Origin of the sequence: Vibrio rotiferianus (assembly GCF_002214395.1) — a bacterium.
Classification (GTDB): domain Bacteria; phylum Pseudomonadota; class Gammaproteobacteria; order Enterobacterales; family Vibrionaceae; genus Vibrio; species Vibrio rotiferianus.
The window spans coordinates 504185-523618 of the sequence record NZ_CP018312.1; the positions used below are offsets into that span (position 1 = coordinate 504185).

The following is a 19434-nucleotide window of genomic DNA, read 5'->3' on the forward strand; positions in this document are numbered from 1 at the left end:
GCTGTTCAGAATAGAAAACGTTTCCCTTCTTATTGTGAGATAACTCACAAACGCAGGTGAATCAATGATGAATCTTATAAGAAAGTGTGAGGATGGCATTACTTTAATTGATTCTGGATGAGTATAATTGCCCCCGCTTTATAGCTCCATTTTGTAACACGCCAACAAATAACTTATAAGGAAGTCATAAACTATGAGCCTGTTTATGAGCCTAGTCGGTATGGTAGTGCTTCTTGCTATTGCATTTGCATTTTCTAATAACCGTAAAGCTATCAATCTAAGAACTGTGGGTGGCGCATTTGCTATCCAATTCGTATTAGGTGCATTTGTTCTTTATGTACCTTGGGGCCGTGATCTACTGAACGGTTTCTCTACTGGTGTTTCTAACGTTATCAACTACGGTAACAATGGTTCATCATTCCTATTCGGTGGTCTTGTTTCTGACAAGATGTTCGAAGTATTCGGCGGCGGCGGCTTCATCTTCGCATTCCGCGTTCTTCCTACACTGATCTTCTTCTCAGCACTGATTTCAGTTCTTTACTACATTGGCGCAATGCAGTGGGTTATCAAGATTCTTGGTGGTGCACTACAAAAAGCGCTTGGCACTTCTCGCGCGGAATCAATGTCTGCTGCAGCTAACATTTTCGTAGGTCAAACTGAAGCACCTCTAGTTGTTCGTCCATTCGTACCTAAGATGACTCAATCTGAGCTATTCGCGGTAATGTGTGGTGGTCTAGCATCTGTAGCTGGTGGTGTACTAGCTGGTTACGCTTCAATGGGTGTTCCTCTAGAGTACCTAGTAGCAGCATCATTCATGGCAGCACCAGGTGGTCTACTATTCGCTAAGATTCTTCACCCTGAGACTGATAAGCCTCACGAAGACATCGAAGAAGCAATGGACGGTGGCGACGACAAACCAGCTAACGTAATCGACGCAGCAGCGGGCGGTGCGGCTTCTGGTCTACAACTTGCACTAAACGTTGGTGCAATGCTAATCGCGTTCGTAGGTCTTATTGCTCTTGTTAACGGTATGCTAGGTGGCATCGGTGGTTGGTTCGGTATGCCTGAACTAACACTAGAGCTAATCCTAGGTTACGCATTCTCTCCACTAGCATTCCTAATCGGTGTTCCTTGGAACGAAGCAGTTGTTGCTGGTTCATTCATCGGTCAGAAACTAGTTATCAACGAATTCGTTGCTTACTTGAACTTCACACCTTACCTAGGTGAAAGCGCTCAAGTAGTTGCAGCAACTGGTGAAGTAATGTCTGAGAAGACAACAGCTATCATCTCATTCGCACTATGTGGCTTCGCGAACCTTTCTTCTATCGCGATCCTACTTGGTGGTCTAGGTAGCCTTGCACCAAACCGTCGTTCAGATATCGCTCGCATGGGTATTAAAGCAGTTCTTGCTGGTACGTTGTCTAACCTAATGGCAGCTACTATCGCAGGTTTCTGCCTTAGCCTTGCAGCACTTTAATTAGAATCGGTTCTTAATATATAGACGCCGTTTTAAACCATGCCCTGTAGCAAGAAATTGCTGCGGGGCATTTTTCGTTTTTTGGACCTAAAAAATTCTACCGCACGCAGGTCTACGTGAGTGGCTTACGAAGTTGGTGGAATAGAGGCCGGAAAATTTTGAGATACAAACCGTTTGCGCTCTATTTGGTGCTACAGTTTTGCGGTGAATATCTATAATGTAGTAATCACAGGATAGCGGTTAAGGTTATTACTTAATCACTCCATGAATACTACATACTCGATGGGCAAATGATTTGCCCTCAATATCAAATCTAGCAAGAGTTTTATTGTTTGATGTGATATTAAAGACACCGCAATCATAGATTGTTGTGCCATAGGCCAAACTGGTACTGTGCGGTGACAAGGATAGCAATTGGCATATGAATTATTCGCTGTATATGCCGAGTCTTCAGGGAACCAAGTCCGTTCATTAATAGACTGTTTAGCCAATTTCTCACACTGTCTCGACTTGTTGATTATAGTTAGAGAAGTGATGTGAGGCTGAGTAGTGAATTTTTTGAATATTGATCGGAGATAGAAATGAGCGATTTAAAAGCAGCAGCGCTACGTGCACTAAAACTTATGGACCTAACTACGCTGAATGATGACGACACTGATGCAAAAGTGATCTCACTATGTCATGACGCGAAAACAGCAGTAGGCAACACAGCTGCAATTTGTATTTACCCTCGCTTTATTCCTATTGCTAAGAAGACACTTCGTGAGCAAGGTACGCCAGAAGTTCGTATTGCAACAGTAACGAACTTCCCACACGGTAACGACGATATTGAAATCGCTGTTGCTGAAACTAAAGCGGCTGTCGCTTACGGTGCAGACGAAGTTGACGTTGTTTTCCCATACCGCGCTCTAATGGCGGGTGATGAGAAAGTTGGCTTCGAACTAGTTAAGCAATGTAAAGAAGCTTGTGGTGATATCCTTCTTAAAGTGATCATCGAAACAGGTGAACTAAAAGAAGAAGCGCTAATTAAGAAAGCATCACAAATCTGTATCGAAGCGGGTGCTGACTTCATTAAAACTTCAACTGGTAAAGTGCCAGTAAACGCGACTCCAGAATACGCTCGCATGATGCTTGAAGTTATTCGTGATATGGGTGTTGCAGAATCTGTTGGTTTCAAACCTGCAGGTGGTGTGCGTACTGCTGAAGATGCAGCAGCATACCTAGCAATGGCTGACGAAATCCTAGGTGACAACTGGGTAGATGCTCGTCATTACCGTTTTGGTGCGTCTAGCCTGCTAACAAACCTACTAAATACATTAGAAGTATCGGACGAAGTTGCTGATCCAACAGCTTACTAATTCCAACAATACGTCTGAACGGTAGCACCAGTTTTTGGTGCTACCAAACCTCTTTATCCTACTTTAACCATGGCTCATAACGAGCGTGGGAGGCACTAATGTATTTACCACAAGAAATTATTCGTAAAAAACGTGATGGCGAAGTTTTAACTGCCGACGAAATCAACTTCTTTATTCAAGGCGTAGCAAACAACACAGTATCTGAAGGTCAGATCGCTGCGTTTGCTATGACTATTTTCTTCAATGAGATGACAATGCCTGAGCGTATCGCACTAACGTGTGCAATGCGTGACTCCGGTATGGTTATCGACTGGAGCCACATGAACTTTGGTGGCCCGATTGTTGATAAACACTCTACAGGTGGTGTGGGTGACGTTACTTCACTAATGCTTGGCCCAATGGTGGCAGCATGTGGTGGTTTCGTTCCTATGATCTCTGGCCGTGGTCTGGGCCACACAGGCGGTACGCTGGATAAACTTGAGTCTATCCCTGGCTACAACATCACACCAACTAACGAAGTTTTTGGTGATGTTACTAAAGACGCAGGTGTCGCAATTATCGGCCAAACTGGCGATCTTGCACCAGCTGACAAACGCGTTTACGCAACTCGTGATATCACAGCAACAGTGGATAACATTTCACTGATCACTGCTTCTATTCTATCTAAGAAGCTAGCAGCAGGTCTTGAGTCGCTAGTAATGGACGTAAAAGTAGGTTCTGGCGCATTCATGCCAACTTACGAAGCGTCTGAAGAGCTAGCAAAATCTATCGTTGCAGTAGCCAACGGTGCTGGCACTAAGACTACCGCAATCCTTACGGACATGAACCAAGTATTGGCTTCTTCTGCGGGTAACGCAGTGGAAGTACGCGAAGCGGTTCGCTTCCTAACAGGTGAATACCGTAACCCACGTTTACTTGAAGTAACAATGGCATCATGTGCAGAAATGTTGGTACTTGGCAAACTTGCTGAGAACACAGAAGACGCACGCGCGAAACTGATGGAAGCGCTAGACAACGGTAAAGCGGCTGAGTGCTTCGGTAAGATGGTAGCTGGCCTAGGTGGCCCTGCTGACTTCGTAGAAAACTACGATAATTACCTAGAGAAAGCTGAAATCATCAAGCCTGTATACGCAACAGAAACTGGCGTAGTGTCTGCGATGGATACACGTGCTATCGGTATGGCTGTTGTTTCTATGGGTGGCGGTCGCCGTGTTGCGACAGACGAAATCGACTACGCAGTTGGTTTTGACAACTTCATCCGTTTAGGTGAAGTGGCAGATAGCGATAAGCCTCTTGCTGTTATCCACGCTCGCACAGAAGAGCAGTGGGAAGAAGCAGCAAAAGCACTTCGCAGTGCAATTAAAGTTGGTGGCGAATACACACCAACACCAGAGGTTTACCGCCAAATCCGAGCAGAAGATCTTTAATAAGTAATATTACACAAGGCCTACTCACCATAATAAGAAGCCGAGTGGGCCTAAGGAACGAGCAATGAAAAGAGCATTTATTTTAGTACTAGACTCATTCGGCATCGGCGCAGCAGCAGATGCTGAGCAATTTGGTGATGTAGGTTCAGATACACTTGGTCATATTGCTGACCAATGTGAGCAAGGCTTAGCAAACAACGATCAGCGTCAAGGCGCACTTCGTCTTCCAAACCTATCTAAGTTAGGTCTGGCAATGGCGCATAAAGAGTCTACTGGTCGCTTTGCACCTGGCCTAGACGCAGATGCAGAAATCATCGGTGCTTACGGTCACGCAGCGGAGCTTTCTTCTGGTAAAGACACGCCGTCTGGTCACTGGGAAATTGCTGGTGTACCTGTTCTTTTTGATTGGGGCTACTTCACTGACAAAGCAAACAGCTTCCCGAAAGAGCTGACTGACCGTATTCTTGAGCGTGCTGGTCTAGACGGCTTCCTTGGCAACTGCCACGCATCAGGCACACAAGTTCTTGATGATCTTGGTGAAGAGCACATGAAGACTGGCCAGCCAATCTTCTACACGTCAGCTGACTCAGTATTCCAAATCGCATGTCATGAAGAGACATTCGGTCTAGACCGACTACTAGAGCTTTGCCAAATCGCACGTGAAGAGCTAGAAGATTACAACATCGGTCGTGTTATCGCGCGTCCATTCATCGGTGCTGGTAAAGGTCAATTCGAGCGTACGGGCAACCGTCGTGACCTTTCTGTTGAGCCACCATCAGCAACCGTTCTACAGAAGCTTGTTGAAGAGAAGCAAGGTGATGTGGTTTCTATCGGTAAGATTGCTGATATCTACGCAAACTGCGGCATCACTAAGAAAGTGAAAGCGACTGGTATCCCTGCATTGTTCGAAGCTACGCTAGAGCAAATCAAAGAAGCGGGTGACAACACAATCGTATTCACTAACTTCGTGGACTTCGACTCTGCTTACGGTCACCGCCGTGATGTAGCGGGCTACGCAGCTGCACTTGAGTACTTCGATGGTCGCATTAACGAAGTACTTGAGCTAATGGAAGAAGACGATGTGCTTATCCTAACGGCTGACCACGGTTGTGATCCAACATGGCCAGGTACTGACCATACACGTGAACACATCCCTGTGATTGTTTACGGTAAGAAGGTACCAGCAGGTTCACTAGGCCGTCGTGATAGCTTTGCCGATATCGGTCAAACATTGGCAAGTTACTTCGGTACTTCTCCAATGGATTACGGTAAGAACTTCCTATAATTAGTTAGGTTTTGAAAACTAGGAGCATCATGCTCCTAGTTTTATGTTGGCAGCATAAAAATGTTGCTTGTCGGAAATGAGAATATTCTAGCCAAAGCCGCCAGTAGCAGTGCGGATCGCTAGAGACAGGTTAAGGAAAAGAAACATGGCAACTCCACATATCAACGCAGAAAAGGGTGCTTTCGCAGACGTCGTTCTAATGCCGGGTGATCCGCTACGTGCTAAATACATCGCAGAGACTTTCCTTGAAGATGTAGTTCAAGTGTGTGACGTTCGTAATATGTTCGGCTACACCGGTACTTACAAAGGTCGTAAGATCTCAGTAATGGGCCACGGTATGGGTATCCCATCATGTTCAATCTACGTTACTGAGCTGATCAAAGACTTCGGTGTAAAGAAAGTGATCCGTGTCGGTAGCTGTGGTGCTGTGAACGAAGACATCAAAGTACGTGATGTTGTGATTGGCATGGGTGCTTGTACTGACTCTAAAGTTAACCGTATCCGCTTTAAAGGTCATGACTTCGCTGCTATCGCTGACTACAAAATGGTTCGCGCAGCAGAAGAAGCAGCAAAAGCTCGCGGCGTTGATGTGAAAGTAGGTAACCTATTCTCTGCAGAGCTATTCTACACACCTGATCCAGAAATGTTCGATGTAATGGACAAGTACGGCATTGTGGGTGTTGAAATGGAAGCGGCTGGTATCTACGGTGTTGCAGCTGAGTACGGTGCAAAAGCGCTGACTATTTGTACTGTTTCTGACCATATCAAAACTGGCGAGCAAACCACATCTGAAGAGCGTCAAACTACGTTCAATGACATGATGATCATCGCACTTGACTCAGTTCTATTAGGTGATGAAGAGTAATCTTCTTGCTGTAAATTATAAAAGCAAACAGCCCGCATCATGCGGGCTGTTTTATTTTCTGAATTCGCTTTTCGAATTACTTGGTCAGCAACAGGTTTTCCCCTTTCTTACGGCGGATTGTCTGTCGACGTAAAATCATAATAAATAGCATGCCACCCACAAAACTCATGAGTATCATCATGTACATGTAGCGATCACTTTTACGATAGTGGTGGTCAGATATTGCGGTAACACGTCCTGTTTCAAAGGTGACGCGTACAAATCCAATAAGTGCATTGTCAGCATATACAGGTTCCACCAACTGCTGACGACCAATAGAGGCTGTGGCCAGTGGTGTGTCCAGTCCTAACACCTCACGTACAGATAGCGCCTTTTCGCTGGAAGCTAAGCGAATACCTTCAGCGTCATAAATAGTGGCATCAAAAACTAAACGATCTTGTGCTAATTGATTGGTGAGCTTTAGTAAGCGTTCTTGATCTTTGTTAATGATCATTTCACTCGCTGACAGGGAAGCTTGTGAGATCAATACCTTCGTGAGTGTCTCTAGTTGCTGGGCTTGAATTTTCTCATTGCCTTTACTGATTACGACACTGTTTTTGATGGTGATAAAAAACATCACACATAACAAAATCAGTGCGAGTATTCGCAAGGCATTTCTTACCGAGAATAAGGATTCACTCATAGCTATTACTCATCCGTTCAACATAAAACAAAGACTTGCCTTTTTAGATTGTTAGGGTAACGTTTTAGCAAAGTCATAAGGGATTATATACATGGACGCGTCAAAAAGCTTGCCTATCAGAAGGCATACGACTCTTTTAAAACGACTACCTGAAACTCGCTTTGCTACACAGCTCGATAAAGCTAAGGCGAATTGGATTGTATTTGGTGAACATCTTGAGCCCCGCAATTTTGAAGATATCGACTTCTATACAGGCTTCTACAACCCAATTTTAGATACGTGGAAAGTCGGTCAGTATGAAGTGGCATTAATGGCGGGCAACCTTACACCAGAGCATGAAACCATACTACAAAGCTTAAAGCTGGATTACGCTTCATTAAATGAAGTACCGGATCTATCTGCGCCAGGGTTGGTCGTGTTTGATATGGACTCAACGGCAATTCAAATAGAGTGTATTGATGAAATTGCTAAACTTGCTGGTGTGGGCGAAGAAGTCGCAGAAGTGACTGAGCGTGCTATGCAAGGTGAATTGGATTTTGAACAAAGTTTGCGTCAGCGTGTGGGTAAGTTAAAAGGTGCTGATGAATCGATTTTAGAGCAGGTGCGTAGCCAACTGCCATTTATGCCAGATTTCGAGGCCTTGATTACTACCTTTAATGCATTGGGCTGGAAGACTGCCATTGCCTCAGGTGGCTTTACCTATTTCTCCGACTTTATCAAAGGCAAGGTTCGCTTAGATTTTGCTCAGTCTAATCAGTTGGAAATTATTGATGGTAAGCTGACTGGCGAAGTTTTGGGTGATGTCGTTTCTGCACAAACCAAAGCCGACATTTTGGTCGAGCTTGCCGAAGAATATGACATTGAACAGCATAACACCGTGGCGGTGGGTGATGGTGCCAACGATTTGGTTATGATGTCCGCTGCTGGCCTTGGGGTTGCTTATCACGCAAAACCTAAGGTTGAAGAACAAGCACAAACCGCTGTGCGATTCGCAGGTTTAGGTGGCGTACTGTGTATTCTTTCTGGTGCGTTGGTTAAACAACAGAAAATCAGCTGGAAAGCGAAACCCTAACAGCATTGCTAATACCGCGTAATTGATAGAAAAACACCGCCAGATGTCGGTGTTTCTTTATTGTGTTAACTCCAATCGAATGAGAACTTCTTCAGTGATGTCTTCTAATTCGATATAACCAACGAGTGCAGTGAGTTCTTTCTCTAGCTTGCTTGCTTGATGAACGCCAAATTGAGTTAAGTCACTCAAATCTTTTTCCAGTAATGAAGTCATTGCATCAAAAATCGGTGCGCTGGAGATTCTAACCGCAAGAAACTCTCCCGCCATACGCGCTTTCTTGATGAACATTATTCGTTCTTTTATGCTGGAAAATTCACCGTGAAGCTTTGACTGAATGCCGGTGATTTTTTTACCGGTGTACTCAACACTAATATAAGCGTCATGATGTTTGGCCTGAGCGCCATCGATACGCTTGATAGGTTCTGCGATTAATGTGCTTGAGCGACCTTTAAACAGCGGCTCAAGAGAGTAATGCTGTTTGTGTCCTAGACGAGCGAATAGTTCGACGTGTTTCGGTAATGGGAAGTTCACCCCCATTACGGGTGTTTTTATTGTCGATGAGCTTTGCTTGCTGACAAATATTGGTGTACTCACAATTCGCGAAAGCAAAATACAATGCAGCCGCTCTAATAATGCATTGCTTGGTAGTAGTTCTTTTTGTGGTATCAGCTTATCTTGATTGTGTTCGATAATACTGTTGAGGAATGCGATAACTTTGATCGTCTTACTATTCTCATCGATAACTAATTGAACGCCTTTGCCATCAGGGCTAACACGAATGACGCGATAGGGAACCTCACTGAGTGGAAGCTTTTTATCGTAGAGTTGCAGCTCTCTAAAGTTGACTCTTACTTCTTGGCCAGAACGTAATGGCGTTGGTGTATCAAGAATTAACCCAAGTCCTCTCTTCGATAGGTCTAATGTAAAGCCTGATGACTGTATTTTGTCTGAGGCTGTTAACACTAATGGTGTCTTAAAGCGATACCTTGGTTCTTTGCGTCGAGAGCGTGCGTCGAAGTAGATGCCTTTCGGATTGCCAACCACTTTTCTTGGATGGCGGAAATTATTCAAGGTATTTGCTGGCAAGCGAGGTTTTTCAGTAAGTAGGTAATCTGCTCCGGCATTGAAATCGGATATCTCTTGTAAGATGCCGACGTGGGAGAGCGACTCCGAGCTGTTGGCTAACTCTGTTGAAAATGCAGCTAGATCTTCTTTTTCTTTTTTCGATAGTTCAAAGATTGAAATGCGAAATGCTTTCCAACTTTTCCTACGTGCGCCTAGATGCCAGAAAAGCTGCCTTTGCTCTCGAGTTGCCTCTGGCATGAGCATTGAATAGAAGTAAACCTTGCCTTCGTGTTCATGAGTGAAAGAATAGAGTACGTTACTAGCACCTTTCACTCCGGCTTTTATAAGGCTTGCTACCCTTTGAGGGTTAAATAGCGCACCAAGGCTTTGTTGGTTTCGTTCATCATGCCAGTATTGCCACAACTTCTGATTATTTGGTGTTAGCATCGCAAGCTTTAACTTACTGCCTTCAAAAAACAGCGGCAAATTACCAGTGTGCTTTAAGGCGATGTGCTCGTATCCCCTTGTCCTTGCTCGAATAATCTTGTCTTGATTATCATGCCTTGCTCTTTTTGAAGCGCTGTTTAGTGCTTCATCAATCACACGTGCGATGATGTTGGTATCAGTAAGGCGTAACGTTCTTAGATATTTTACAGAGTCATTCTCGTAGCAATCATCCACTGCCAAGACTCGATACTCAAGAGGCTTTTCGATACCAGCAACTTGAGATTTTCCTGAAATTTCACTGAAGGTGACTTGGATGATTTCTCCAAGCGCGTATTTAAAAGCACTTGGTACTTTAAATTTTGCACCTGAGCTTGAGAGATCGATACTCAGCCCATGGAGAACTTGACCTCTTGCCAGCTTTATCTCTACTTGCGATTGTACTCTTAATCGCTTTTCTTGGCGCTTTAGGTCATACCCGAGATGCACAGGCTCGGAAAGGAATGGACTTTTGGGGTCAGTGAGTTGGGTTGCTTGATTTGCGGCATTTGAGTTGCCCATAACCCGAAAGTTGTTTCTGGTGTTGACTAACGTCTCCCAAACGCCTTCCGTATATCCACCAAATCGTTTGATGTTTTTGTGGTAGGTATTAAAAGCGACGTCATCTAACCAATGGGCAATACCATCTAAAATATACTCTCGGCATTCTCCTTTTACTCGCCCACGTAAGTCGATGCTTTTTGTGCAAGGAGTCATGATGCGCTTTAGTTCCATCTTGACCAATATTTTGGCCGACGGCGCTTCTCCCTCAGTTAATTGGCCCAAAACGAAGTCAAAGTCGTTCGAGCCATAAACAGGGATGAGTCTTTCTGCTAAAGAGAGTATTTCAGATTGCTGCATTATTTCTGTTAAAGTATGTCGTTATTTAGATTATATCGGCTAAGCAAAGCGAAACTTAAGTATATCAATACTTCGTGTCATATAAGGTATGACATGGCGGTGCTTGGTCACATTTGTTGAAGAAACCGAGTGTTGAAAAAATCGAGGCATCATGGCGAAAGCAAAACGAGCGTATGTTTGTAATGATTGTGGCGCAGACTTCCCGCGTTGGCAGGGACAGTGTAATGCGTGTGGTGCGTGGAATACGATTACCGAAGTTCGTATCGCGGCATCTCCGACGGTTGCGCGCAATGAACGCTTGAGTGGTTATGCTGGTTCAGCAACAGAATCGAAAGTTCAAACCTTATCGGAAATCGATTTACAAGAAGTACCAAGGTTTACGAGTGGTTTTAAAGAGCTCGATCGTGTGCTTGGTGGTGGCGTTGTTCCTGGTGCTGCAATTCTGATTGGTGGTAACCCTGGTGCGGGTAAATCGACATTGCTGCTGCAAACTATGTGTTTGTTGTCTGCGCAAATGCCAACACTCTACGTCACTGGTGAGGAATCACTTCAGCAAGTCGCGATGCGCGCTTCTCGTCTTGGTTTACCAAAAGAGCATCTTAAGATGCTGTCTGAAACCAACGTTGATAAAATTTGCCAGATCGCTGAGAAAGAACAGCCGCGCATTATGGTTATTGACTCGATTCAAGTCATGCATGTGTCTGACGTTCAGTCTTCACCGGGCAGTGTGGCGCAGGTGCGTGAATCGGCAACGGCATTAACGAGGTACGCGAAGCAAAACAACGTTGCAGTATTTATTGTTGGTCATGTAACAAAAGATGGTACTCTTGCCGGCCCGAAAGTGCTTGAGCATATTATTGACTGTTCAGTACTACTCGATGGTGGCACTGATAGCCGCTTCCGTACTTTACGTAGCCACAAAAACCGTTTTGGTGCTGTGAACGAACTTGGCGTCTTTGCTATGACGGGGCAGGGGCTGAAAGAGGTTAATAATCCTTCGGCAATCTTCCTATCCCGTGGTGAAGAAGAGACATCCGGTTCTTCTGTGATGGTGGTTTGGGAAGGTACACGCCCTCTATTAGTAGAGATTCAAGCGCTGGTCGACTACTCACAATTGGCAAACCCACGTCGTGTAGCGGTAGGTTTAGAACAAAACCGCCTTTCTCTATTATTAGCAGTGCTGCATAAGCACGGTGGTCTACAAATGGCAGACCAAGATGTGTTTGTGAATGTGGTTGGTGGTGTGAAAGTCACAGAGACTAGTGCCGACCTTGCTTTAGTTATGGCGCTTTTATCAAGTTTTCGTGATCGACCATTGCCGAAAGATGTTGTCGTGTTTGGTGAAGTTGGCTTGGCGGGTGAGATTCGACCTGTACCAAGTGGCCAAGAGCGTCTGAATGAAGCATTCAAGCACGGCTTTAAGAAAGCGATCGTACCAGCTGCGAATATGCCAAAGGGCGGTATTCCTGGTATGCAAATCCATGGTGTAAAAAAACTATCGGAGGCTATTGAAGCATTTGATGAGTTGTAAACACTATCTTGTGCCCCAATTTTAGGGGTAATAATAATGTTGAATCTATCCTTAATATAATCGAATTAAGCACACAAATTGCGAAGTTTGACTATTATTTGATGGTGGAAAATCGACGTTAAAATTTTTTTTGTTCCAATGGCACGCAAAGGTATCCGTCTTGACAGATTGTGATATACTCTGCGCGCACTTTATACCTTATTAACAGAGTAAGACAATGACTGATTTATCAAAATACAGAAACATTGGTATTTTCGCGCACGTTGATGCGGGTAAAACTACCACAACTGAGCGTATCCTGAAGCTTACTGGTAAAATCCATAAGACTGGTGAAGTACACGACGGCGAGTCTACAACTGACTTCATGGAGCAAGAAGCTGAGCGTGGTATTACAATCCAGTCTGCTGCAGTAACTTGTGAGTGGAACGGTCACCGCCTGAACGTAATCGACACTCCTGGACACGTAGACTTTACAGTTGAAGTATACCGTTCACTTAAAGTTCTTGACGGTGGTATCGGTGTATTCTGTGGTTCTGGTGGTGTTGAGCCTCAGTCAGAAACAAACTGGCGTTACGCGAACGACTCAGAAGTTGCTCGTCTGATCTTCGTAAACAAACTAGACCGTATGGGTGCAGACTTCTTCCGCGTTGTTGACCAAGTTAAGAACGTACTAGGTGCAAACCCACTAGTTATGACTCTACCTATCGGTCGTGAAGACGATTTCGTTGGTGTTGTAGACGTACTAAACCGTAAAGCTTACGTTTGGGATGACACAGGTCTACCAGAAAACTACGAAATTCAAGACGTTCCAGCTGACATGGTTGACGACGTAGAACAGTACCGTGAAGAGCTAGTTGAAACTGCTGTAGAGCAAGACGACGACCTAATGGAAGCTTACATGGAAGGCGAAGAGCCGACTATCGATCAACTAAAAGCTTGTATCCGTAAAGGTACTCGTGATCTAGCGTTCTTCCCAACGTTCTGTGGTTCTGCATTCAAAAACAAAGGCATGCAACTTATCCTTGACGCTGTTGTAGATTACCTACCAGCTCCAACTGAAGTTGATCCTCAACCTCTAACAGATCCAGAAACTGGTGAGCCGACAGGTGAAGTTGCTACAGTTGACGCTGACGCGCCACTAAAAGCACTTGCGTTCAAGATCATGGACGACCGTTTCGGTGCTCTAACATTTATCCGTATCTACTCTGGTCGCATGAAGAAGGGTGACACAATCCTTAACTCTGCAACTGGTAAGACTGAGCGTATCGGTCGTATGTGTGAGATGCAAGCTGACGAACGTAACGAACTTACTGAAGCTCAAGCTGGTGACATCATCGCTGTAGTAGGTATGAAGAACGTTCAAACTGGTCACACTCTATGTGATCCTAAGCACGAATGTACTCTAGAAGCTATGATCTTCCCAGAACCAGTAATCTCTATTGCTGTTTCTCCAAAAGACAAAGGTTCTACTGAGAAAATGGGTATCGCGATCGGTAAAATGGTTGCAGAAGATCCATCATTCCAAGTTGAGACTGATGAAGATTCAGGTGAAACTATCCTGAAAGGTATGGGTGAACTTCACCTAGACATCAAGGTAGACATCCTTAAGCGTACTTACGGCGTTGAGCTAGAAGTAGGTGCTCCACAGGTAGCTTACCGTGAAACTATCACTCAAGCAGTTGAAGATAGCTACACGCACAAGAAGCAGTCTGGTGGTTCTGGTCAGTTCGGTAAGATCGACTACCGTATCAAACCAGGTGAGCCAAACTCTGGCTTCACGTTCAAGTCAACAGTTGTTGGTGGTAACGTACCTAAAGAATTTTGGCCTGCAGTTGAGAAAGGCTTTGCGTCAATGATGGATACTGGTGTTCTAGCTGGCTTCCCAACTCTAGACGTTGAAGTTGAACTATTCGACGGTGGTTTCCACGCAGTTGACTCATCAGCAATCGCTTACGAAATCGCAGCTAAAGGTGCATTCCGTCAGTCTATGCCTAAAGCTGGCGCGCAACTTCTTGAGCCAATCATGAACGTTGACGTGTTCACTCCAGAAGACAACGTTGGTGACGTAATCGGTGACCTTAACCGTCGTCGTGGTATGATCAAAGACCAACAAGCTGGTACTACTGGCGTTCGTATTAAAGCAGACGTTCCTCTATCAGAAATGTTTGGTTACATCGGTCACCTACGTACTATCACTTCTGGTCGTGGTCAGTTCTCTATGGAGTTCGCACGCTACGCAGCTTGTCCAGCAAACGTTGCTGAGCAAGTAATCGCAGAAGTTAAAGAGCGCGAAGCTAAGAAGTAATTCTTAATTTAACTCTTTAAGATCTCAAAGCCCCGCCTTGTGCGGGGCTTTTTAATATCTGTCGGTAAACCTATCTATAGGGCTTTCCAACATCTATTACTGACTTTACTTTTCTTTTAATTGAATCGTTTCAAAATCACGAACGGTACTGCGTTCAAATTCAGCAATCTCTTCTTTTATCCACTGACTAAACAGCTGCGTTTTTTGACGCTTTAAATACCCCGTTGGCGCACAAAGGTAATAGGCATATTTGGGTTGAATTCCCGCGTCGCCGATTCGAACCAGTTTACCTTCTTGAATATAACGATACGCCAAACTGTGTTTAACCAAAGCGACGCCTTGTAGAGAAAGTGCACCTTCCAGTACTAAATGCGAACCACTGTATTTTAGGGTCGGCTTCGCTGCTTTATGGCCCAGCGTTTCAAGCCACAAATTCCAATCCAGATCGGGCCATAAATCTTCAATTAACTCTGCTTTCTCCAAGTCTTCTATATGGTAGATATTGTGCTCTTTCTGATAAACCGGATGGCAAGCAGGGTAGAAGACCTCATCCATCAGCCACTGTGACTCAAGGTGCGGATAATTGCCATGTCCATAGCGAACGCAAAGGTCAATTTGACTGTCTTGGAATGACACCAGCTCGTTCGTTGGTTCCATTAACAAGGAGATATCTGGATGACGTTGCCGAAACGCTGTGATTCTTGGTACTAACCAGTGGTGGGCAAAAGAGGGCAATGTTGAGATGGAGAGGTGATTTGGGTTGGGATCTTGGTTAATCAAACGCACACCTTGTTGGAGGTGATCGAACCCTCTCTCAGCTTGGGTAAATAGCAAACTCCCCTCTGGAGTGAGGAGAATCTTTCGATGTTGGCGCACAAACAAATCGGTACCAAGAAACTCTTCTAGTTGACGTATCTGCTGGCTAATCGCGGCTGGGGTAATAAACAAGTGCTTTGCTGCCGCTTTAAAGCTGCCCTCCTTTGCAGCGATGTAGAAGTAGTACAGCCCTTGTAGCGGAGGCATACGCTCTTTCACGTTAGTTTTCCTTAACTCAATGTCAGATTCTATCGTTTGAGAATAACAGGGTAGTCACTGATTATTACGTGGTCAATGTGAATCAAAAGGAGGAGATATGAACAATACCGTGCAAACTTGTGGGCGATTAGCCTCGAAGCCACAACAACGTTTGGTTCAGTTTATCTTTTCTAAACTCTCTATTTGGAGAAAGAACTACCGAACACGGCGTCATCTCGCAGAGCTGCCAGAACATCTTTTGGATGACATTGGTTATAGTGAAAGAGAAGTGCGAAAGGAAATTAATAAACCGTTTTGGCGTGAGTGATTGGGTTGAGAAATAAAAACGCTCCCTAACTGGGAGCGTTTGACAAGACAGTGTAGGGTGATGAACTGATTACAGGTCTTCTTCCCACACAACCATTTCACCTTTTGGCCAGTTGTGACCAATTTCATGATATTTCTGCTCTAGGACATGACGCTTGATCTTCAAGGTCGGAGTCAGAATACCATTTTCGATGCTCCACGGGTCTTGAATCATCAATACCCCTTTGATTTGCTCGTGTGATTCCAGCTCTTCGTTCATACGAGCGATCACTTTGCGAGTCGTTCGTGCGTAACGTTCTTTGTCGAAGTCCGGGAAGTCGTGTGGCACAACCAACAAGATAGGTCCTGGTAAGCCTAGGCCAATCAAACACATCATTTCGACGCGGCTGTATTCGAACAGTTTCTTCTCAATAGGAACTGGTGCAACGAATTTACCTTTTGAAGTTTTAAAGGTGTCCTTCTTACGACCTTGGATAGTCAGGTAACCGTCCGCATCGATTGAGCCAATATCCCCCGTGTGCAACCACCCTTCGGAGTCAAACGACTCTTGCGTAGCAATGTCGTTTTTGTAGTAGCCAGAGAACAAGCCTTTACCGCGAACCATGATTTCATCATCGCCAGCAATCTTAAGTTCAATACCTGGACCGGCATTACCCACTGAGCCAATCTTATCGGCACGGAAAGGGTAGTTTAGTGTGCTGTAGGCGAAAGACTCCGTCATGCCCCAAGCTTCCGTGATATTCAAGCCTACGCTGCGATACCACTCGAGCAATGCTGGTGATACAGGCGCAGAGCCACAACCAAGAACACGTGCTTGATCTAAACCAAGGCCATCCGCCAGTTTCTTCTTGATAAGTGAGTTAATGAACGGGATCTTCAACAGAATGTTGAGCTTTTTCTGTGGAAGCTTGTCTTGAATACGTTGTTGGAACAAGGTCCACAAACGAGGTACAGAAATAAACAGCGTCGGACGATGCATTTTCACATCTTCGATAAAGGTATCGAGAGACTCTGGGAAAGCGGTGGTAACACCACCCATGATGGATGAGCCGAAGATGTATACACGCTCGGTAATATGAGCAAGTGGCAAATATGAGAACAAACGGTCGTTTTCTTGAATACCAATATGATTAATCAACTGTTGAACAGACCAACTGAACGCGCCGTAGGTGAGCATTGCGCCTTTCGGCAGCCCTGAGGTACCGGAAGTATAAACCAATGACATTAGCTTATCGTCAGTGTGTTGAGGGCGCTCTTCACTTGGCATTACATTGGCGATCAGTTCCTTGTACTGATATTGGCAATTAGGTGCAGTGTCATAAGGTAGCGCAATACTAATTAAATCTGGCATTGCATTAATGACTTGCTGCGTTGCGGCTGGATCGTCTAACTTACCGCCGATCAAAGCTTTACTTTCACTGTGGGTAATACAGTACTCGATAGTATCCGCGCCAGCTGTCGGGAAAATTGGCACACTAACATAGTCACCAAGCATCATCGCAAGATCGCAGATAAACCATTCGGCACAGTTTTTCGATACTAATGCCACTTTGTCCCCAGGCTTTACTCCGAGGTTTCGTAGTGCAGACACAAGTTTTAGTGCTTGTTCAGCAACTTCAGCATAAGTGAACTCAACAAACTGTCTGTTGATGATTTGCTTTAGATAGACTTCGTTTGGGCGTTCCTTTGCCCATTTGAGAATCATTTCATTTGGTGGCGGGAGAGCGCAGCCAGTAGCGACTTTAGGGTTAGGCTGATTCATGTTAAGTGACTCCATGTCTTTTACTTGTACTTATAGTTGTTAAAACATTGTTAACTTTAGCATGTTCAATCCACATCAGTGAGTATCATTGCTCATTTCTGTGCGTTTAATAACGTTGTGGGGAGTGTTAAAATTTTTGACGATATGCGGCAGGAGAGTAGCCCGTTTTTTTCTTGAAGATCCGAGAAAAGTAAGACACGTCTCGGTATCCGCATTGGTAGGCAACATAAGCGATTTTGGCTGAGCTATCTTCCACTAGCAGCTTCTTTGCAAGGCTGATTCGTTTAGTTGTCACAAAGTCTCTAAAGCTAATCCCGACTTTTCGATGAAATAACTTAGAAAAATACGTTACAGAATAATGACATAACGCAGCGACATCTTGCTCTTTTATTTCTCGATGAACGTTTTTAGTCACGTATTGAATAACACGATCTAAATTAGAATTATTGTGTAAGAGGTTAATTTCTAAGTTTAAATCGATATTTCTATTGTATGTTGCACCTTGAAAATATTTTAACCTTACTGATTCTATCCAGTCAGGGAAATGGCTTGAACCTAAGTGATAAATTTCGGAACAAATATTATCTTGAGGTAGTACAAGTTCTTCATTTTTATTGAATAGGACAATGAGTTTTTTATCAAGGTTGGAGCATAGAGTGCTAACCGACTTGAGAAAATTATGATCAGGTTGAGTTAAGTAAATAAGGTAGTGTTCAATACCTTTTTCACTCATTACGGCGATATCCTTGCCGTAGTCTAAAACTTCAAATCTGGACTCTATATCACCACGAAAGTGCTGTGGAAGTGAATGAAATGGCTCACCAAGCCAATGAATAGTGATGGTTTCTCTCACGTTCTTTCCTCTCATTATTGAGACGGTCACAATGTTTTTGAAAGCCTGAGTGATCCAATTACACGCTAGTTTTTATATTTCTTGTATTGAGTATTAGCCATCATGTCAGCATTAAGTTTAGAACTATTAAGCAGTTATTCAAGTGTGATATGGGTATCGATCTAATATCCGAATATTCAACGCATAGCTATGTGTTAATAGAAATATTAATTGGCAAAAAAGTCCTAATCGTTAGCAAAAAAGTCCTAACCGTCAATTTTTCGTTTGTCCTACTGTTAATCCATGGCGCAGGTTGCTTTGAAAAAGCGTCATTTACATGGGAATTATGAGGGGACTACAAATGGAATCTGTACGCAAGTTATTCAACGACTTTATTGAAGACGAAGAAGGTCTAACGCTACTGGAATACATTCTTGGTGCTGCGCTGATTGTAGCTGCACTGCTTAATATTGGTTTCTGGAGTACTCTAGCTACCAAGTTTACATCAGTCGCGACAGCTATTAGCTCTCAATAACAGTTGGTCTGAAATGGATCTGCTTGTTTGGGGATTATTGATTGCTATTGGTGTCTCTGATGCTCAGAGGCACCGCATTCCTAACAAATATGTTCTTGTTTTATTTTTAGTTGTTGTTGCTTCACTCATTAGCACCCCTAGTACGGATTGGTTCGATCACGTCAAAGGGGGCGTCGTTACATTCTTCATCTGCTTTGGTTTGTTTATGGTGAGAGCCATGGCTGGTGGAGACGTCAAACTGTTGGCAGTCATAGGTGTATGGTTGGGGTTAAGTCGTATTGGGGACGCGATGATGTGGGTCATTCTTGCCGGGGGTATTGTAGGGCTGTTTTATGCTGCTCTGAATATTGCAAGTAGTGATAAGTCATTGTCGCATCAGGTGAGGGGCTACTGCTTACGAAAAGTCACACCCGGCTTTAGGCACGAGTCTCATTTAGTTATCCCATTCGCTCCTGTCATTGTTATTGGCTTAGCTTATTACTCTTACATTTATTAGTAGACAAGAGATTCTTGCGCTTCTGATAAGTAATGAAGTTGCCTGTGATAGGGAGGT

Annotated in this window: 16 protein-coding genes; 11 read left to right on the plus strand and 5 right to left on the minus strand. The window is 44.3% G+C overall.

The features are described from left to right. Positions 1-193: 193 nt before the first annotated feature. From BSZ04_RS11425 to deoD, 5 genes are all read left to right on the plus strand, one after another. Positions 194-1477 (plus strand): NupC/NupG family nucleoside CNT transporter, encoded by a 1284-nt coding sequence (locus BSZ04_RS11425; protein ID WP_038883847.1) that lies wholly within the window; start codon positions 194-196, stop codon positions 1475-1477. A 581-nt stretch (positions 1478-2058) separates the two neighbouring features. Then, the gene (deoC, locus tag BSZ04_RS11430) at positions 2059-2835 is read left to right on the plus strand and encodes a deoxyribose-phosphate aldolase (RefSeq protein ID WP_010450021.1); all 777 of its coding nucleotides are present in this window, start codon (positions 2059-2061) and stop codon (positions 2833-2835) included. A gap of 98 nt (positions 2836-2933) precedes the next feature. Further along, positions 2934-4262, plus strand: coding sequence for a thymidine phosphorylase (gene deoA / locus BSZ04_RS11435; protein WP_010450019.1), 1329 nt, complete (start codon positions 2934-2936; stop codon positions 4260-4262). A gap of 64 nt (positions 4263-4326) precedes the next feature. After that, the gene (locus tag BSZ04_RS11440) at positions 4327-5547 is read left to right on the plus strand and encodes a phosphopentomutase (protein WP_010450017.1); all 1221 of its coding nucleotides are present in this window, start codon (positions 4327-4329) and stop codon (positions 5545-5547) included. Positions 5548-5692: 145 nt separating this feature from the next. Next, entirely contained in the window at positions 5693-6412 is a 720-nt protein-coding gene (deoD, locus tag BSZ04_RS11445; RefSeq protein WP_010450015.1) for a purine-nucleoside phosphorylase, read from the plus strand. A 76-nt stretch (positions 6413-6488) separates the two neighbouring features. Here the strand turns inward: deoD and BSZ04_RS11450 are convergent, their stop codons facing one another. Continuing rightward, positions 6489-7094, minus strand: a complete 606-nt coding sequence (locus BSZ04_RS11450) for a YtjB family periplasmic protein (RefSeq protein WP_029561031.1) — start codon at positions 7092-7094, stop codon at positions 6489-6491. A 91-nt stretch (positions 7095-7185) separates the two neighbouring features. On the opposite strand from BSZ04_RS11450, the gene serB reads away from it, so the two are divergent. After that, entirely contained in the window at positions 7186-8166 is a 981-nt protein-coding gene (gene serB / locus BSZ04_RS11455; RefSeq protein WP_088880424.1) for a phosphoserine phosphatase, read from the plus strand. 57 nt (positions 8167-8223) lie between these two features. On the opposite strand, the gene BSZ04_RS11460 is transcribed toward serB, so the two are convergent. Continuing rightward, complete coding sequence (locus BSZ04_RS11460; RefSeq protein WP_010450009.1) at positions 8224-10575, minus strand: PilZ domain-containing protein; 2352 nt, start codon at positions 10573-10575, stop codon at positions 8224-8226. Between the two features lie 151 nt (positions 10576-10726). On the opposite strand from BSZ04_RS11460, the gene radA reads away from it, so the two are divergent. Together radA and fusA are read left to right on the plus strand one after the other, a co-directional pair. Continuing rightward, positions 10727-12106: a DNA repair protein RadA gene (radA, locus tag BSZ04_RS11465; protein ID WP_005439523.1), complete on the plus strand. Its 1380-nt coding sequence runs from the start codon at positions 10727-10729 to the stop codon at positions 12104-12106. 217 nt (positions 12107-12323) lie between these two features. Continuing rightward, positions 12324-14411, plus strand: a complete 2088-nt coding sequence (gene fusA, locus BSZ04_RS11470) for an elongation factor G (protein WP_010450004.1) — start codon at positions 12324-12326, stop codon at positions 14409-14411. A gap of 105 nt (positions 14412-14516) precedes the next feature. Here fusA and BSZ04_RS11475 read toward each other — a convergent pair whose 3' ends face one another. Further along, positions 14517-15446 (minus strand): LysR substrate-binding domain-containing protein, encoded by a 930-nt coding sequence (locus BSZ04_RS11475; RefSeq protein ID WP_088880425.1) that lies wholly within the window; start codon positions 15444-15446, stop codon positions 14517-14519. A gap of 97 nt (positions 15447-15543) precedes the next feature. Here BSZ04_RS11475 and BSZ04_RS11480 point away from each other — a divergent pair, with 97 nt between their 5' ends. Further along, positions 15544-15753 carry a DUF1127 domain-containing protein gene (locus tag BSZ04_RS11480; RefSeq protein WP_010449999.1) on the plus strand — a complete coding sequence of 70 codons (210 nt, stop codon included), beginning with the start codon at positions 15544-15546 and terminating at the stop codon, positions 15751-15753. A 69-nt stretch (positions 15754-15822) separates the two neighbouring features. Here BSZ04_RS11480 and BSZ04_RS11485 read toward each other — a convergent pair whose 3' ends face one another. Next, positions 15823-17514 carry an AMP-binding protein gene (locus BSZ04_RS11485; RefSeq protein ID WP_071235334.1) on the minus strand — a complete coding sequence of 564 codons (1692 nt, stop codon included), beginning with the start codon at positions 17512-17514 and terminating at the stop codon, positions 15823-15825. Between the two features lie 127 nt (positions 17515-17641). Then, the gene (locus BSZ04_RS11490) at positions 17642-18367 is read right to left on the minus strand and encodes a helix-turn-helix domain-containing protein (protein ID WP_038885138.1); all 726 of its coding nucleotides are present in this window, start codon (positions 18365-18367) and stop codon (positions 17642-17644) included. A gap of 340 nt (positions 18368-18707) precedes the next feature. Here BSZ04_RS11490 and BSZ04_RS25030 point away from each other — a divergent pair, with 340 nt between their 5' ends. Together BSZ04_RS25030 and BSZ04_RS11500 are read left to right on the plus strand one after the other, a co-directional pair. Continuing rightward, positions 18708-18881 carry a Flp family type IVb pilin gene (locus BSZ04_RS25030; protein ID WP_010449993.1) on the plus strand — a complete coding sequence of 58 codons (174 nt, stop codon included), beginning with the start codon at positions 18708-18710 and terminating at the stop codon, positions 18879-18881. Positions 18882-18894: 13 nt separating this feature from the next. Further along, on the plus strand, positions 18895-19377 hold the full coding sequence (locus tag BSZ04_RS11500) for an A24 family peptidase (RefSeq protein ID WP_088880426.1): 483 nt from the start codon (positions 18895-18897) through the stop codon (positions 19375-19377). Positions 19378-19434 lie beyond the last annotated feature (57 nt).

What these genes read in the sequence shown, in the direction of transcription:
- BSZ04_RS11425 (WP_038883847.1), top strand. Translation starts at nt 194, where the DNA reads ATGAGCCTGTTTATGAGCCTAGTCGGTATGGTAGTGCTTCTTGCTATT.
- deoC (WP_010450021.1), top strand. Translation starts at nt 2,059, where the DNA reads ATGAGCGATTTAAAAGCAGCAGCGCTACGTGCACTAAAACTTATGGAC.
- deoA (WP_010450019.1), top strand. Translation starts at nt 2,934, where the DNA reads ATGTATTTACCACAAGAAATTATTCGTAAAAAACGTGATGGCGAAGTT.
- BSZ04_RS11440 (WP_010450017.1), top strand. Translation starts at nt 4,327, where the DNA reads ATGAAAAGAGCATTTATTTTAGTACTAGACTCATTCGGCATCGGCGCA.
- deoD (WP_010450015.1), top strand. Translation starts at nt 5,693, where the DNA reads ATGGCAACTCCACATATCAACGCAGAAAAGGGTGCTTTCGCAGACGTC.
- BSZ04_RS11450 (WP_029561031.1), bottom strand. Translation starts at nt 7,094, where the DNA reads ATGAGTGAATCCTTATTCTCGGTAAGAAATGCCTTGCGAATACTCGCA.
- serB (WP_088880424.1), top strand. Translation starts at nt 7,186, where the DNA reads ATGGACGCGTCAAAAAGCTTGCCTATCAGAAGGCATACGACTCTTTTA.
- BSZ04_RS11460 (WP_010450009.1), bottom strand. Translation starts at nt 10,575, where the DNA reads ATGCAGCAATCTGAAATACTCTCTTTAGCAGAAAGACTCATCCCTGTT.
- radA (WP_005439523.1), top strand. Translation starts at nt 10,727, where the DNA reads ATGGCGAAAGCAAAACGAGCGTATGTTTGTAATGATTGTGGCGCAGAC.
- fusA (WP_010450004.1), top strand. Translation starts at nt 12,324, where the DNA reads ATGACTGATTTATCAAAATACAGAAACATTGGTATTTTCGCGCACGTT.
- BSZ04_RS11480 (WP_010449999.1), top strand. Translation starts at nt 15,544, where the DNA reads ATGAACAATACCGTGCAAACTTGTGGGCGATTAGCCTCGAAGCCACAA.
- BSZ04_RS11485 (WP_071235334.1), bottom strand. Translation starts at nt 17,514, where the DNA reads ATGAATCAGCCTAACCCTAAAGTCGCTACTGGCTGCGCTCTCCCGCCA.
- BSZ04_RS25030 (WP_010449993.1), top strand. Translation starts at nt 18,708, where the DNA reads ATGGAATCTGTACGCAAGTTATTCAACGACTTTATTGAAGACGAAGAA.
- BSZ04_RS11500 (WP_088880426.1), top strand. Translation starts at nt 18,895, where the DNA reads ATGGATCTGCTTGTTTGGGGATTATTGATTGCTATTGGTGTCTCTGAT.